At 60.9% G+C, this 16,177-nt stretch carries 14 protein-coding genes and 2 riboswitches; of the genes, 12 read left to right on the top strand and 2 right to left on the bottom strand.

The features are described from left to right. Positions 1-90: 90 nt before the first annotated feature. From MJA45_RS03595 to MJA45_RS03610, 4 genes are all read left to right on the top strand, one after another. A complete protein-coding gene (locus MJA45_RS03595; RefSeq protein WP_315605922.1) occupies positions 91-1,080 on the top strand; it encodes an AAA family ATPase in 990 nt (329 codons plus the stop codon). Positions 1,081-1,091: 11 nt separating this feature from the next. Beyond that, positions 1,092-2,378 (top strand): DUF58 domain-containing protein, encoded by a 1,287-nt coding sequence (locus tag MJA45_RS03600; protein ID WP_315605923.1) that lies wholly within the window; start codon positions 1,092-1,094, stop codon positions 2,376-2,378. After that, positions 2,362-4,845: a transglutaminase-like domain-containing protein gene (locus MJA45_RS03605; protein ID WP_315605924.1), complete on the top strand. Its 2,484-nt coding sequence runs from the start codon at positions 2,362-2,364 to the stop codon at positions 4,843-4,845. Before MJA45_RS03600 ends, MJA45_RS03605 begins: the two co-directional genes overlap by 17 nt. A gap of 231 nt (positions 4,846-5,076) precedes the next feature. Further along, entirely contained in the window at positions 5,077-5,256 is a 180-nt protein-coding gene (locus MJA45_RS03610) for a hypothetical protein (protein ID WP_315605925.1), read from the top strand. Between the two features lie 175 nt (positions 5,257-5,431). Here the strand turns inward: MJA45_RS03610 and MJA45_RS03615 are convergent, their stop codons facing one another. Continuing rightward, on the bottom strand, positions 5,432-5,665 hold the full coding sequence (locus MJA45_RS03615) for a hypothetical protein (RefSeq protein WP_315605926.1): 234 nt from the start codon (positions 5,663-5,665) through the stop codon (positions 5,432-5,434). Positions 5,666-6,043: 378 nt separating this feature from the next. On the opposite strand from MJA45_RS03615, the gene guaA reads away from it, so the two are divergent. From guaA to MJA45_RS03630, 3 genes are all read left to right on the top strand, one after another. After that, on the top strand, positions 6,044-7,582 hold the full coding sequence (gene guaA / locus MJA45_RS03620; protein ID WP_315605927.1) for a glutamine-hydrolyzing GMP synthase: 1,539 nt from the start codon (positions 6,044-6,046) through the stop codon (positions 7,580-7,582). A 425-nt stretch (positions 7,583-8,007) separates the two neighbouring features. After that, entirely contained in the window at positions 8,008-8,250 is a 243-nt protein-coding gene (locus tag MJA45_RS03625; RefSeq protein WP_315605928.1) for a hypothetical protein, read from the top strand. 104 nt (positions 8,251-8,354) lie between these two features. Further along, positions 8,355-8,455: riboswitch (purine riboswitch) on the top strand. A 113-nt stretch (positions 8,456-8,568) separates the two neighbouring features. After that, the gene (locus MJA45_RS03630) at positions 8,569-9,963 is read left to right on the top strand and encodes an NCS2 family permease (protein ID WP_315605929.1); all 1,395 of its coding nucleotides are present in this window, start codon (positions 8,569-8,571) and stop codon (positions 9,961-9,963) included. A gap of 92 nt (positions 9,964-10,055) precedes the next feature. On the opposite strand, the gene MJA45_RS03635 is transcribed toward MJA45_RS03630, so the two are convergent. Further along, positions 10,056-11,015: a D-2-hydroxyacid dehydrogenase gene (locus MJA45_RS03635; RefSeq protein WP_315605930.1), complete on the bottom strand. Its 960-nt coding sequence runs from the start codon at positions 11,013-11,015 to the stop codon at positions 10,056-10,058. 250 nt (positions 11,016-11,265) lie between these two features. Next, positions 11,266-11,367, top strand: a riboswitch (purine riboswitch). A 213-nt stretch (positions 11,368-11,580) separates the two neighbouring features. On the opposite strand from MJA45_RS03635, the gene purE reads away from it, so the two are divergent. The 5 genes from purE (at position 11,581) to purS (ending at position 16,173) form a co-directional block, all read left to right on the top strand. After that, entirely contained in the window at positions 11,581-12,066 is a 486-nt protein-coding gene (purE, locus tag MJA45_RS03640) for a 5-(carboxyamino)imidazole ribonucleotide mutase (protein WP_315605931.1), read from the top strand. Further along, entirely contained in the window at positions 12,063-13,322 is a 1,260-nt protein-coding gene (purK, locus tag MJA45_RS03645) for a 5-(carboxyamino)imidazole ribonucleotide synthase (RefSeq protein ID WP_315605932.1), read from the top strand. Before purE ends, purK begins: the two co-directional genes overlap by 4 nt. A 295-nt stretch (positions 13,323-13,617) precedes the next feature. Next, entirely contained in the window at positions 13,618-14,916 is a 1,299-nt protein-coding gene (gene purB / locus MJA45_RS03650; RefSeq protein ID WP_315605933.1) for an adenylosuccinate lyase, read from the top strand. Then, the gene (locus MJA45_RS03655) at positions 14,913-15,803 is read left to right on the top strand and encodes a phosphoribosylaminoimidazolesuccinocarboxamide synthase (RefSeq protein WP_315605934.1); all 891 of its coding nucleotides are present in this window, start codon (positions 14,913-14,915) and stop codon (positions 15,801-15,803) included. Before purB ends, MJA45_RS03655 begins: the two co-directional genes overlap by 4 nt. Before the next feature lie 127 nt (positions 15,804-15,930). Next, the gene (gene purS / locus MJA45_RS03660) at positions 15,931-16,173 is read left to right on the top strand and encodes a phosphoribosylformylglycinamidine synthase subunit PurS (protein WP_315605935.1); all 243 of its coding nucleotides are present in this window, start codon (positions 15,931-15,933) and stop codon (positions 16,171-16,173) included. The last annotated feature ends 4 nt before the right edge of the window (positions 16,174-16,177 follow it).

Raw genomic sequence — 16,177 nt, forward strand, 5'->3', positions numbered from 1 at the left:
TAGCTTCTAGCATTGTCCGGCCCCATAGGTTTAATTGCTAGACGGATGGGAAAAATGATAGATATCTTATCATTTTGGAGGGCATCCGTTATGCACAGCGATACGCTTCCTTCTTACCCTTTGTGGGATGAACCGCAATCGATTCTATCCCGCATGATCGATAACATCGAGAGAGTCATCCTTGGCAAAAGAGAAACGATAGAAGCCGTGCTGGCATCCTTGCTGGCGGGCGGCCACGTTCTTCTGGAGGATGTGCCGGGAGTAGGCAAAACGCAGCTCGTCCGTTCCCTGGCCAAGACGGTCGACTGCAGCTACAGCCGCATCCAGTTCACGCCGGATCTGCTGCCTTCGGACGTGACTGGAGTTTCCGTCTATCACCAGCGGACCGGACAGTTCGAATTCCGGCCGGGTCCGATCTTCGCCCAGCTGGTGCTGGCCGACGAACTCAACCGGACCACGCCCAAAACCCAGGCCGCCCTGCTGGAGGCGATGGAAGAGGGACAGGTGACGGCCGACGGCGAAACCCGCCGGCTACCCTATCCGTTCATGCTTCTCGCAACCCAAAATCCGGTCGACCAGGAAGGGACCTATGGCCTTCCGGAGGCCCAGCTCGACCGTTTCCTGATGAGGGTCGGCTTGGGTTACCCCGGCTTGAGGCAGGAAATCGAGATGCTGAACCGGCTCTCCGATCCCTCTCCTCTGGACCGCCTGAAGCCGGTCGTTCTGCAGGAGGAGCTGGTGCAGCTGCAGCGTCTCGTCCGCCGCGTGCATGCCGATGAGGCGATTCTCCGCTATGTCGTCGAAATCTCCTCCGGGACAAGGGACCACAAGGATCTCCTCCTGGGGGCGAGTCCCCGCGCTTCCGCCGCCCTGCTGACGGCGGCCAAGGCGAGGGCTTTCATGAACGGCCGGTCCTACTGCATCCCGGACGATGTCAAAGGCTTTAGCGAGCCTGTCCTCGCCCACCGGCTCGTGCTGTCCCCGGAAGCCCGTCTCTCGGGCATCCGCTCCGACGAGCTGCTGCAGCATATCGTCTCCAAAATCCCCGTGCCCGGCATGCGCCGGGCAGCCGGCTCTTAGGGGGGGAGACGATGAACCGATGGGGCAACGGTTTGATTCTTGTACTGGGCCTGCTCACCTCGATCTGCTATGCCGGGTTTGTCGGGGGGTATGCCGCTTGGTTCCTGTGCGGAAGCCTGGGCCTGCTGGTCCTGTATGCAGGCGGTGTCAAAGGAATGGCTTTAAGGGGACTGACGGTAACCTCCCGGGTCACCCCCTCCTGGGGGTTTGCCGGAGAAGAGGTAACCGTGGAGCTGAGGCTGACGCGAAGCTTCCCCTTTCCCTTTCCCTTGGCCTGGTTAATGGTTAGGGACCGGTGGGCCGGGGCGGCGGGGGCGGGAAACGGGGAGGGCAGTATCGTCTTTCCGGGCTTCGCGCGGCAGCTGAACTACCGCTACCGGGTTACCCTTCCCCGGGGAGTGTACCGTTCCCATGAAGTCACGGTCCTCACCGGGGACTGGTTCGGCTTCGTCACTCACGCCGTCCGGCGGGAAAGCCCGGTCGAAGCGGCGGCCTGTCCCGTTCCGGCGGCGGTTCCTTCTCCCCCGCAAGCGGCAGGAGAGGGGCGGCCATCCGCCGCCCTGCTCCCTTCGGTGCGGGAAAGCGGCCTGGCGGGGGCACGGGAGTACGCCCCCGGCGATCCGCTTCGGCGCATCCACTGGAAGGCGACGGCCCGAAGCGGCAGCCTAATGACGCGGGAAGCCGAGCCCGAGAGCGCCGGGGGGACGATGCTCTTCGTCGACGCGGGAGCCGCCGGCGGGGCCGCCGCGCTTGAGGCGTGCGCCCGCACGGCCGCCGGCCTGCTCGCGCGCACCGCCGCCCGCGGCCCGGCACCCGGGCTCGCCTGCGGCGGCCTGCGGCCTGCCGTGCGGCTGCCGGGCGGCCCGCGCCTCGGCTTCCGCGCCGCCGCGAGGCCGCTCGCCGAGCTCGCGCCGGGCGGGCCCGCCGCCTCCGGCCCGGGCGCCTTCGCCCGGCTCGTCTCGCGCGAGGCGCCGGCTCTTGCGCCGGGCACGGCCGTGCTGGCTGTGACGGCCGCGCCCGACGAGCGGCTGCTAGCGGCGCTCGGCGCGCTGGCCCGCCGCCGGTGCCCCGTCCGGCTGTACCATGTTCAGCCGGGAGACGGGGCCCCAGCGGGCCGCGAGGCCGCGGACGCCGCTTGGCGGCGGCGCTGCGAGGCGGAGGGCTGCGGCTACACGGCCGTGGCCGTGCCGCCGGAAGCCCCGCGGGCGGCCCTGGCCGAAGCGGCCGGGCGGCACGGGGCGCACGGGGCGCAGGCTCCGGCGCGGAAGGGGGCGGGCCGAGATGATGCGAGCGCCTAGCCGCCATCGGGGCCTCTCCGCCGAGCCGTCCGGCCGTCCCGGGCGGGGGCGGGAAGCGGCCGCCGCGCTGCTTCTGTTCCTGCTGCTGCGGGAGTGCCTCCAGCCGGTAGCCGCCTTATCGGAGCTCACCTCCGTGGAGGAAACCCTCCCTTTGTATATAGCATTAGGGGGATTTCTTCTCCTGGACTGGATGGAGACCTCCGCCGTTCTCCGCTGGTCCGGCAAGCTGGCCGTAGCGCTGGCCGCCGTCGGCTGGATGTTCTACGGCGACGGGTTCGCCGGCATGGGGTGGCTGTTCGAGTATGCCGAGGAAGCGGCGCGGGATGCCGCCCGTGCCCTGAGCGGCCAAGCCGGGGAGATCAGCGCTCCTACCCGCACCCTGGTGTTTCTGGGAGGATGGGCGATGCTAGGGGCGGTACTCTATTCCATCGTCCGGCAGAGCCGCCAGTCGATCTGGTTCACCGCGGTGGTGCTTGGGTACCTGGTGCTGCTGCAGTTGGGCCCGGGCCTCGACACGTCACCCGGCATCGCCCGGGCTCTCGTGCTTGGCCTTCTGCTCGCCTCGCTTCAGCGCTGGCCGGCCGAGAAAGCCGCTTCCTATCCCCCGGCGGGGAAACGGGGGGCTTCCGCCGGCTGGGCGGCGGCTGTCCTCCTGCTGGCCGCGGGGGCTTCCGCCGCCGGCTGGCTCGCCGCCCGGAATCAGCCGCGGGAGGCGGTTCCCTTGGCGTGGGGAGCCGCTCAGGAGGAGTGGCTTACCGGAGGCGGCGCCGGCCGTTATACGGCTGCCATGGCCCCGCTTGCCGGAAACGGGATCTCCCGTACCGGCTACGGCTTGGACGATACCCGGCTGGGCGGCCCGCTGCAGCAGGAGAACCGCATCCTCTTCACCGCGTATACGGAGCAGCCGGTTTATTGGCGCGGGGAAAGCAAGAACACCTATGACGGCAGGGGATGGACCCAGAAGGGGACGGAGCAGGCGGAGTGGGGGGCAGCCGATGCCCCGGCCGCTTTGGCTTCGGAAGTGTCCGGTCCCGGACGAATCGTTCAGGAGATCTATCCGGCCTCCTCCGGCCTGTTTTCCCGGCTGCTGCTTGCCGGAGGAAAGCTCGTCCGGATCGACGAATTGACCGCCGCGGGGGGCATGCCGCTCTCCGCGGGGACGGTGAAAGCGGATGCCGAGGCCGGACGGTATGAACGCCAGGATGGGCCGGAACGGCTGCTCTCGTACCGGGTGCTGGCGGAGCTTCCGGAGAGAGACGAAACGGCCCTCCGCCAGGCGGGAACCGATTACGGGGAACGGATCCGCTCGCTGTATCTGGAACTGCCCGAAACCCTTCCCGCCCGGGTCGGGGAGCTGGCCTCCCGGGTAACGGCCGGGGCTCCGGACCCGTTCCGCCGGGCCCAGGCGTTGGAGACGTTCTTGAAGACGTCGTATCCGTACAGCCTGGACCGGCCGAAGCCGCTTCCTCCGGGGGCCGACTTCGTGGACGACTTTCTGTTTACCCAGAAGGTCGGATACTGCGACTATTTCTCGACGGCCATGACGGTGATGCTGCGCTCCGTTGGCGTTCCGGCCCGATGGGTTAAAGGCTTCGCTCCCGGCGAGATTTCCCTCTCGTCCGGAGATAAGAGCGATCCGGCGGAGCGGCTGAACAGGTTAGCGGGAAGTCCGGTGCAGGAGGAGGCCGGGAGCGTGACGGATGCGGTGATCGGAGCTTCGTCCGGTCCTGCCTTGTCGAACGTCTATGACACGGACCTGACGGGGGGCGTCTCCGCCTCCGGCCTTTCCGGGGAACCAGGATCGTCGCACCCGGGGTACCGGGTCACGGTCCGCAGCCAGGATGCCCATTCCTGGGTGGAAGCCTATTTTCCCGGTTACGGCTGGGTGCCGTTCGATCCTACTCCGGGCTTTGGTGCCTCCGCGCTTACCCGAAGTGCGTCCGTTTCGCCGGATTCCCCAAAGAAAGCGGGGCTATCCGCGGAAGGATGGCGCTGGCCCGGCTTGTCCGGACTTGGGGCTTCGGCTTCCCGCGCAGGAACCTCGTTGGTGACGGCCGCTGCCGGTTGGAGGGCGGCCGACTGGATGGCAACGGGGGGGACAGCCTTGATGTTGGCGGTGGCAGGAGGCTTATTATGGCGAAGCCGCGGCAGGCTGCAGCTGTGGCGCCTTCTCCGGGAGCGGAGAACCCGTCAGCCGGACGTGCAGCTGCTGGTGCTGGACCGGCTGTGGGAACAGGTTTTTCGCTTCTATGGCCCGAGGGCTCCGGATATGACGCTGCGGGAGTATGTCGACCGAATCGGAGCGGCCGATCCGGAAGGCCGGCAGATGCTCATGGAATGGGTCAAGCTGGATGAAGAAGCCCGGTTCGACATGCTGGGACCCCACTTGTCCAAGCCGCGCTTCCGGGAGACGTGGAAATGGCTCGGGAACCGGCGTGCCGCCCGAAGCCGTATAACCCGATCTTGAAGCTGACGAAAGCTCCTGAGGCAGCGGCATGCCGATTATCTGGAGCTTTCTTAGGTTGGAGGGGCGCTGGCGTTTTACTTGGAGGGGCGGCCGTTTCCCCGACCGGCGTATGGATGCCGTGGGCTAGGGGAACGAATGCGTATTTTGCAGGAGCAGGGACGATTTGTCCAAACGGGTAAGGTTCGATGTTCATAAACTACACTATCTTCCAAACAAAGGTGGTGGATGCGAATGGGCAAGCACAAATCCTGCTCCTGCAAGCATGGTCACGATCATGGTCACGGACACGGCCATTCCAAAGGCAAAGTCAAAGTGATCAAGCTGAAGCCTGGTCAAAAGGCGATCGTCGTCTGCAAGAAACACGGCAAGCATGGCAAGCATGGCATGCACAAGAAATACAGCTGGTATTGATCCCGCCGGCCGCTCCATTAGGAGCGGCTTTTTGCATGGGCGGGTTCCTTCCGGTCGATTGGTGAGGCTGTTGCCTAAGAAACTAGTGCCTTATCCGCAAATGAAGTTCTGCTTGTCTTATGATTTTCGTGCGCCTACAGAGCCTTTCTCGCCAACAAAGATACCGGAAAAGGCACTAGCGGGTGAGCAGCTTCGCAGCCAGGATCAGGATGAGGAGGACCACGACGGTAAAGAGGACGGCATACATACAATAGCGGATCGGCTTCGGCACGGAGGCCATAGGGACAGGGTCAACGGAAGGGTCCTTCCGTTCATAGGGATGGGTGGAATTGTCGGTGTACTCCTCTTCCTTCGGATCCGGCTTGACCGGTAGAGGAGCTAGGGGGCGAAGGGGCTTGTCCTTATTCATAACAGTCCTCCCTTGGCTAAAGTACTTATGAAGAATAACGTTTGCCGAGAGGCTTTTCTGACGGTTGAAAAACACGCGGAGTGAGCAATCTACTAGAGAGAAGCAGGGGAGAGGCGATTCCTCCTTTCGATCCATGGTTTCCATAAAAAGTAATAGGGTATAGGTATTACCATATTCTTCCGGATCCTTTTGATCCTCCGGTTGCTTTTGAACCCGGGCTTCCCGGGTGAGGTGATCGGCGAAAAGATAAGGCTTCGATGGTCATGACAGGGATGGAGTGCTTTCCTGCCTTCGGATGCCGGATCCTGGGGCTGGTTGACGGCATCAATGGGGGTTTAATATAATAATCACTATTAACTTGGGAAAGTAGGTACGGAATTGATTAAACCAAATGAACTCATTGTCGTTCTGGATTTCGGCGGCCAGTACAACCAGCTGATCGCGAGAAGAATCCGGGATTTGGGCGTTTACAGCGAGCTTCTGCCGTTCAACACCCCGGCGGAGGAAATTCGGGCCCTGCAGCCGAAAGGAATTGTTTTCTCCGGCGGGCCCTCCAGCGTTTATGCCGAGAATGCCCCTCACGTCGATCCGGGCGTCTATGAGCTCGGTATCCCGATTCTCGGCATCTGTTACGGCATGCAGCTGATGGCGCATCAGTTGAAGGGCAAGGTCAGCCGGGCCGAGAAGCGGGAATACGGCAAGGCGCTTGTGGACTTTTCCGAAATCTGCCTGCTCTCGAACGGATTGGAGCGCCAGCAGCAGGTCTGGATGAGCCACGGCGACATGGTGTCGGAGCTTCCCGAAGGCTTCGTCGTGACGGCAAGCACCCTGCATGCTCCGATTGCCGGGATGAGCCATCCCGACAAAAACTTTTACGCCGTGCAGTTCCACCCGGAGGTTCGTCATTCCGTTTACGGAAACGAGCTGATTCATAATTTCCTCTACCAGATCTGCAAATGCGAAGGCAACTGGAGCATGGAAACGTTCATCGAGGACCAGATCCGGGAAATCCGCGAGCAGGTCGGGGACAAAAAGGTTCTCTGCGCTTTGAGCGGCGGGGTCGATTCCTCGGTGGTGGCGATGCTGATCCATAAAGCGATCGGCGACCAGCTCACCTGCATGTTCATCGACCACGGCCTTCTTCGCAAGGGCGAAGCCGAGAGCGTTATGGAAACCTTCGTCGGCAAGTTCGACATGAAGGTCGTGAAGATCGATGCCCAGAGACGGTTCCTGGACAAGCTGGCCGGCGTGGACGATCCGGAGAAGAAGCGGAAGATCATCGGCAACGAGTTCATCCGGGTGTTCGAGGAAGAATCGACGCAGTTTGACGATTTTGACTTCCTGGCACAAGGTACGCTGTACACCGATATCATCGAAAGCGGAACGGCTACGGCCCAGACGATCAAGTCCCACCACAACGTGGGCGGTCTGCCGGAGGACATGAAGTTCAAGCTCGTGGAGCCGCTGAAGGCCTTGTTCAAGGACGAAGTGCGCAAGGTCGGAGAAGAATGCGGCCTGCCGGAAGCGATCGTCTGGAGACAGCCGTTCCCGGGACCGGGACTTGCGATCCGCGTACTCGGGGAAGTAACAGAGGACAAGCTGACCATCGTCCGCGATTCCGACTACATCCTCCGCGAGGAAATTGCCAACGCCGGGCTCGACCGGGAGATTTGGCAGTACTTTACCGCCCTGCCGAACATGAAGAGCGTCGGCGTTATGGGGGATGCCCGCACCTATTCCTACACGGTCGGCATCCGGGCGGTAACCTCCATTGACGGCATGACCGCCGACTGGGCCCGCATTCCGTGGGACGTACTGGAGAAAATCTCCGTGCGGATCGTAAACGAAGTGGACAATGTCAACCGCGTGGTGTACGACATTACGTCCAAGCCGCCGGCGACGATTGAGTGGGAGTAAACCAGGCTGCGGCGGGAGCCGCACCAGCCGTCTTATAAGATATTGAGCAGGCCGATGTCGGCCGGTGGCACTCCATGTGCCGCCGGAAAGACATCGGTCTTTTTTGACGTTGGGGTGGGGAAAGGGCTTGGAGAGTATCTTTCGGCACGGAGAATTCGTTACTTAAAGAAAGAGGGAAAGATTGGGTATAGCAAAATTCCACCATGCCTTCCTGCGGCGGCCTGCCTATAATGGGTACAGGCGGCAGTAAGGGACGGCGCAGGAAGGAATAAGGTAAGATTGCGGCTGTAAGCAAGAGGTGCCGTGAGTTGGAAGAGGAGAAGCGACGGAGCAAGACGGTAACCGTTAAGGAGCAGGAGCCGGACACAACGGAGCAAATGACAAGATAGGATAAACAGGGCGGCGCCCTGCAAGGAGGATTGACCATGAACGTATATTTTCTGGAGAAAACGATGTCCCACCATCAAGAGGATGTCAACCGTACCGCCCGGATGACGTGGAACTGGCGGCAGGAGCCGGAAACGGAGGCCGGTTCGGAGATGTACCTGCATACGAAGGCCGTGGGCGTGCTGACGGAAATGCTCGAGAACGAGAACGAGGAGCTGCGCCTGCGCGCGGCGGAAATCATTCTGAAGTATTCCGCTAACCGCGGCAAGGCTGGAGCGTAAGGGCCTAAAAAGACGAACAAATCCGAACGGATAGATAAAAACCAGCTTAAACGTTCGGTTTTAACGGTTGACAAGTTTCGACACTCCCTCTAAAATAAGAAGCAGCTATCACGTTTATTTCTTTTCGTATAATTCCGGGAATGGGCCTGGAAGTCTCTACGAGATCACCGTAAATGATCTGGCTACGAAAAAAGGAAGATGGCGCAAAGCTTATGGTTTGATGGAGGCTTTGTGCATAATCTTCCTTCTTGATTGGGAGCCTAGGTCATAATGACCTGGGCTTTTTATGCTTTAATCCAATTTTAGGGGGAGTAGCAGGTGGATCGGTTTTTCAAATTGAAAGAGCACGGAACGACGGTGAGGACGGAGATTATGGCGGGGATCACAACCTTCATGGCCATGGCTTACATTCTGTCCGTCAATCCGAATGTGCTAAGCGGCTTCGGCCAAACAGGAATGGATTGGTATGCCGTGTTCCTGGCAACGGCGCTGGCGGCAGGGATTTTCACCGCAGCGATGGGGCTGTTCGTTAACTTTCCGGTAGCTCTGGCACCGGGTATGGGACTTAACGCTTACTTTGCCACCGTTATTTTGGCTTCCGGCGGGTCGATTACGTGGCAGATGGCTTTGACCGCCGTCTTTATCTCGGGGATTATCTTTATCATTCTTACGATTACCAATGTCCGGCAGCTGCTGCTGGTGGCCGTGCCGAACAGCTTGAAGCATGCGATTACGGTCGGGATCGGATTGTTTATTACGATCGTCGGCCTCAAGAACAGCGGACTGCTGACCGTAGCGGTGGAGAACTCCGTAACGGATATTCCGAAAGGGCAGTTCACGGATGTTCTCGGCTTTGAGACGGTCTTCCATATGGGCAGCCTGGAGAACAGCACCGTGGTGCTCACGATTGTCGGTCTGGTTCTCATTTCGATCCTTATGGTTATGCGCGTCAAAGGCGCCATTCTGTACGGAATTCTCGCCACGACCGTGATCGGGATGTTCACCGGTGATGTGGATTTCAGCAGCATCGGCAAGAGTCAGGCGCCTTGGGTTCCGGATTTCTCGGCGCTTCAGTTCTTCCAGTTCGACTTTGCGGGCATTGTGCATGCCGGCATCATCTCGATTATTGCCACCTTTACCTTCGTCGAGCTGTTCGATACGTTCGGAACGCTTGTGGGTACCGCGAACCGTGCCGGTCTGATGAAGGATGAGGAAGCCGGACGCAAACGCGTCGGCAAAGCCATGATGGTGGACGCCATCGCGGTAAGCGGCGGCGCGGCGCTCGGGACAAGCACCACGACGGCCTTTATCGAGAGCGCAGCAGGGGTGGCCGAAGGCGGACGCACCGGGCTTACAGCCGTAACTACCGGCGTGTGCTTCCTGCTCTCCCTGTTCCTCGCCCCGGTTGTGGCGTTGATTCCTGCGGCCGCTACATCGGCGGCTCTGATCGTGGTCGGTGTTCTCATGACCCAGTCGATCAAAGAAATTGACTTTTCCGATTTCGTTGTGGCCATTCCTTCGTTCCTAACGCTGGCCATCATGCCGTTTACGTACAACATCGCCAACGGAATTTCGTTCGGAATCGTTACGTATGTTATTCTTGCCTCGGTAGCGAACGCAACCGGCAACGGCAAGTACAAGGTTCACTGGCTGATGTGGGTGCTCGCCATCCTGATTATCCTGCGCTATGCGCTGGTGGGAAGCCAAGGCTAAGCATACGATCATTACCTTATAGAGAGAATGAAAAAGCTGTCCCCGAAGTAGAGCCATCTACTGGGGGGACAGCTTTTGTTTTGGTCAACCGGTTACCCGTTAACGACGTGAACCGGTTGACCGTTCTGAAAATTCCGAACATTGTCCACCGCGATGTCCATCAGCCTTCGGCGCGCTTCTACACTTGCCCAGGCGATGTGCGGGGTGACGACGCAGTTAGGCGCGGAGAGCAGCGGGTTATCGGCCGCAGGCGGTTCCGTGGACAGCACATCGACCCCCGCGCCGGCCATCTTGCCGTCCCGGAGTGCCTGGGCGAGATCCTCCTCGACGACTAACCCTCCGCGGGACGTGTTGATCAGCACCGCTCCCGGCTTCATGCGGGCAATGGACTCCTCGTTGATCAGTCCCTTGGTCTCGGGGGTGAGCGGGCAGTGCAGCGACACGATGTCGGACTCCGCCAGCAGGTCGTGGAGGCTCGCGAAGGTGACCTCCAACTCGTCCGGGTAAGCCCGGCGCCCGCTTGTAGAGGCTAGAACCCGCATGCCGAACGCCCGGGCGATGCGCGCCGTCCGCTTGCCGATGTCTCCGTAGCCGACGAGGCCGATCGTTTTGCCGGCGAGCTCAGTAAGGGGGGCGAGCGCGAAGCTGAAGTCTTGGCTCTGCGCCCATTGGCCGCTGCGGGCGGCCTCGCTGTGCCGGGCCACCTGCTGCACCAGCTCCAGCAGGAGCGAGAAGGTCAGCTGGGCGACGGAATCCGTGCTGTAAGCCGGCACATTCGTGACGATAAGGTTCCGTGCTTTTGCGGCCTCCAGATCGATGATGTTGTACCCCGTCGCGAGAACCCCTATGTACTTCAGGCCAGGCAGCCGGCTGATCGTTTCGGCGTTCAAGGGCGTTTTGTTGGTGAGCACGATTTCCGCTCCCTGGGCCCGTTCGGTGATGAGGTCCTCCGGGGTCCGGTCATAAACCGTTAGGTCTCCAAGCTGCTCAAGCTTCGTCCAGCTCAAATCCCCGGGATTGAGCGTGTAGCCGTCCAATATGACGATTTTCACAAAAGGTCCCTCCTGACGTGTACGGTTTCTTCTATAGAATAAATCCGAATCCTATTAAAATCATATCACATTCGGGGACGTCCGGGGGAACGCACGAGCCCTTCCCCGTCAGGTGGCCGAAGCGGATGGGGAATTGTATCATAAAAGCGAACTTTACAAGAAGGATAGGATAAAAACGTTCGCCTTTGGTTGACACGGCCTTCGCCAGGCTGGTAAACTGAAGGCAGGAAAAAAGCCATTTTACCCAATTCATAAAGCAATCCAAAGCTCTCGTATAAAGTCGGGGATACGGCCCGAAAGTTTCTACCCGAAAACCATAAATTTTTGGACTACGAGGATGGAGGAACGCCGCTTGGTTATGCCCGTGCTGTACGGGGAGAGCAGGCGCCTTTCTTTGTCGTCCGTCGGATGAAGCCCTTTAGCGGGCTTTGCCGGGGCGTTTTTTTGTTTATGTGGGGTCTGCTCCTGCTGCTAGATGGCTTCATGGAAGGATAGAAGGATGAGCATAATGAAGAGAGAATCGCTGCAGCTCATCTTAGACTAATCATGGGGAAGAGGGATACGAATGACCGCGCGAGTCGGTGTGATTATGGGAAGCCAGTCGGACTGGGAAACGATGAAGCATGCGTGCGACGTGTTGGATGAACTGGAGATACCTTACGAGAAAAAGGTCGTGTCGGCTCACCGCACGCCCGATCTGATGTTCGAGTACGCCGAAGGGGCGGCCGGACGCGGGCTTCAAGTCATTATAGCCGGAGCGGGCGGAGCCGCTCACCTGCCTGGGATGGTGGCTTCGAAGACGGAGCTCCCCGTGATCGGGGTGCCGGTCAAGTCGGCAAGCCTGAACGGACTGGACTCGCTTCTCTCGATCGTTCAGATGCCAGGCGGGATTCCCGTGGCCACGGTGGCCATCGGCAAAGCCGGAGCGACGAACGCGGGCCTTCTGGCCGCCCAGATTCTCGGGGCGTTCGAGCCGGAGATCCGCGAGCGGGTGCGCAGCCGCCGCGAGAAGATCAAGCAGGCGGTCCTCGAAAGCAGTGAGCAGCTATGAGCGGACGGAAAGAGGAGCATCAGCCGGTGACGGCGCCGGAGGGTAACCAGGGAAGTGGCAGGGTGGCCGCTCACGCAGGAGGGACCCGCGAGGGCGAGAGTGCGAAGGCTCCCGTTCTTCTGCCCGGCAGCACGATCGGCGTGCTGGGCGGCGGGCAGCTCGGCCGCATGCTGGCGCTCGCCGGCAGCGCCATGGGCTACCGCTTCGTCGCCCTGGACCCGACGGAAGATTCGCCGATGGGCCAGGTGGCCGGCCGGCAAATCACCGCCGCGTACGACGACGCGGATGCCGCCCGCGAGCTGGCTAAGCTCGCGGACGTGATTACGTACGAATTCGAGAATGTGGATGCCGGCGTGGCCGGCATGCTCCAGGCCGAATCGTACGTGCCGCAGGGCAGCCGGCTGCTGCATATGACGCAGCACCGGCTGCGCGAGAAGCGTGCGATCGAGGCGGCGGGCGTGCGCGTCGCGCCCTACGCCGAGATCGCAAGCGCGCACGAGCTGCGCGAGCAGGTGGCGGTCTTCGGGACGCCGTGCGTCCTGAAGACCTGCACCGGCGGCTACGACGGCAAAGGGCAGTGGGTCATCCGCTCGGCGGACGAAGTCGACGAGGCGTATAACACGCTGGCCCGGGCCGGCACGGAGCTCGTGCTCGAGCAGTTCGTGCCCTTCGAGCGCGAGATCAGCGTGATCGCGGCTCGAAGCCCCCGCGGGGAAGTGAAGGCATTCCCCGCAGCGGAGAACATCCACGTGGACAACATCCTGCATTTGTCCATCGTGCCCGCCCGGACGACCGAAGCCGTGCTCCGCGAGGCGGAGGCGATGGCGGTCCGGCTGGCGGAATCGCTCGGCGTCGTCGGCCTCCTGGCGGTGGAGATGTTCCTCACACGGGACGGCGAGCTGTACGTGAATGAGCTCGCGCCGCGGCCGCACAATTCCGGCCATTACACGATGGAGGCTTGCCGCACCTCGCAGTTCGAGCAGCATGTCCGCGCCGTGTGCAACCTGCCGCTCGGCTCGACCGAGCTCATGACCCCGGTGGTCATGGCGAACCTGCTCGGCGAACATATGGAGCCGGCGCTGCAGTGGCTCGCGGAGCAGACGGCCGAAGAGGAAGGGCTCGCGGTGAAGCTTCACCTGTACGGCAAGCACGAAGCGAAGGCCAAGCGGAAGATGGGCCATATCAACGTGCTCGCAGCCGATACCGGGAAGGCGCTCGCCTGGGTGGAACGTTCAGGGATTTGGAAAGACCGCTGAGGTCCAGACGAGGCCCCCGCGGCTGAGCGAAACGCTTATTTTATACAACGCCAACTTCAACGCCGGCATCCAGGCGTGGGTAAACGAAAAGAACAGAAGGGCAGTCCCGAAGAACCGGACATCCGGACAGCGGGCTTACGCCTTTTTCCTAATGCCTTATCCGTTAGTCTTTGTACTGTTTTCTGTAGATTCGAGAGCATCCAGAGGTTTTCCCACCAACAAAGCTGCCGGATAAGGCACTAGCATGCAGCCGGACTTACCGGCCTGACAATTTCCCGACGGAGGTACTTACGACATGATCGATCGTTACACAAGACCCGAAATGGCCGCCATCTGGACGGAGCAGAACAAATTCCAGGCATGGCTCGAAGTAGAGATTCTTTCCTGCGAGGCCTGGTCCGAGCTAGGCGTTATTCCGAAGGAAGATGTGGCCGAGCTGAGAGCGAAGGCCTCCTTCGACATCGACCGCATTTACGAAATCGAGCAGGAAACGCGCCACGACGTGATCGCCTTCACGCGCGCTGTCTCCGAGACGCTCGGGCCCGAGCGCAAATGGGTGCACTACGGCCTCACTTCTACGGATGTCGTGGACACCGCCCTCGGCTACCTGCTCCGCCAGGCCAACGAGATCATCGAGAAGGACCTGCTCGCGTTCATCGATATCCTGCGCGACAAGGCGATCGCCTACAAGGACACCCCGATGATGGGACGGACGCACGGCGTGCATGCCGAGCCGACGACCTTCGGCCTCAAGATGGCGCTCTGGTATGAAGAGATGAAGCGCAACCTGGAGCGGTTCCGCTTCGCGGCGGACGGCGTCCAGTACGGCAAAATCTCCGGAGCCGTCGGCACCTACGCGAACATCGACCCGTTCATCGAGCAGTACGTGTGCGAGAAGCTCGGCACGAAGCCGGCTCCGATCTCCACCCAGACGCTGCAGCGCGACCGGCACGCCGAATACATGGCCACCCTGGCTCTGATCGCCACGTCCATGGACAAATTCGCCACCGAAATCCGCGCCCTGCAGAAGAGCGAGTTCCGCGAAGTCGAGGAGCCGTTCGCCAAGGGGCAAAAGGGCTCGTCCGCGATGCCGCACAAGCGCAACCCGATCGGCTGCGAAAGCATCTCCGGCCTGTCCCGCGTCGTCCGCGGCCACATGATCTCGGCCTACGAGAACGTCACCCTGTGGCATGAGCGCGACATCTCGCACTCCTCCGTCGAGCGGATCATCCTGCCGGACGCGACGCAGCTCGTCAACTACATGCTGAACCGTCTCGGCCGGATCATCCAGAACCTGACGGTGTTCCCGGAGAACATGAAGCGCAACATGCAGAGCACGTACGGTGTTCCTTTCTCCGGCCGCGTCCTGACGAAGCTGATCGACAAGGGCTTCTCCCGCGAGCAGGCGTACGATACGGTTCAGCCGAAGGCCATGCAGGCCTGGGAAACGCAGCGCTCGTTCCGCGACATCGTAGAGGCCGATCCAGTCATCAGCGAGACGCTGACGAAGGAAGAAATCGCCGACTGCTTCGATCCAAGCTGGCATCTGAAGCATGTGGATACCATTTTCCGCCGATTGGGGTTGTCCGAATGAGTGAGACCACCGCGCTGTATACCGCCGTCGACTATGTCCAAGCACCGCTCTTGTATAAAGGAAAGGTCCGGGAGCTGTATGACCTGGGCGAGCATTACCTGATCGTGGTAACGGACCGGATCTCGGCGTTCGATTACGTCCTGAAGCCGGCCGTGCCGGACAAAGGGAACGTCCTTAACCTGCTGAGCCGGTTCTGGTTCGACAAGACGGCTGACCTTCAGCCGAATCACGTCGTCCACTGCGATGTGGAGAAGCTCGGCGATCTCGTAACCGAGCCGGCTCTCCTGAAGGACCGCATCATGGTCACCCGCAAGGCCGAGCGCATCGACATCGAGTGCGTCGTGCGCGGCTACATCACGGGGGGCGGCTGGCGCCAGTATCAGGCGAATGGCGAGATTAACGGGCACAAGCTGCCCGAAGGGCTCCGCAAGAACGCGAAGCTCGAGGAACCGATCTTCACCCCCGCCGCGAAGAACGATGTCGGCCATGACGAGGACATCTCCATCGAACGGATGGAGGAGCTGGTCGGCAAGGAGCTGACCGCCGAGCTGCAGGAGAAGAGCCTGCGCCTCTACGAGTTCGCCCGGGATTACTGCGAGAAACACGGCATCATCCTCGCCGACACGAAGTTCGAGTTCGGGCTGATCGACGGTCAGGTCATTCTGATCGACGAGATTTTCACCCCGGATTCGTCCCGTTACTGGGCGGCGGAGAAGTACGCGCTCGATATCGAGATCGACGGCATGGACAAGGAGCCGGTCCGCACGTACCTGAGCCAATCGGGATGGGACAAAAACAGCGAGCCGGATCCGCTGCCGGCGGACGTGGTGGAAGCGACGTCGAACCGGTACCGGGACATCCTGAACCGGATTGTAAGCACGGCGTAACATAATCTGCTCTTTTATCCGGCCCATATCATCTGCTAGAGTCATAAGCCCAAAAGGGCCGGCATTTTTCCTACCCATGACCATGCATCGTTCCCGCGAGGGACTCATTAAAGGAGGACAACTGTTCATGTTAAAAGCTACCGTCTACGTAACCATTAAAGAAAGCGTATTGGACCCGCAGGGGAATGCGGTTCAGGGAGCCCTTCACTCCATGGGCTTCCAAGAGGTCGGGAAGGTGCGCATCGGCAAGTACCTGGAGGTCAACCTCGACACCGACGACCGCGCGGAGGCGGAAGAGCGCCTGAAAGCGATGTGCGAGAAGCTTCTCGCTAATACCGTCGTGGAAGATTACCGCTTCGAGATCGCTTAACTTA

Source organism: Paenibacillus aurantius (assembly GCF_032268605.1).
Taxonomy (GTDB): Bacteria; Bacillota; Bacilli; order Paenibacillales; family NBRC-103111; genus Paenibacillus_AO; species Paenibacillus_AO aurantius.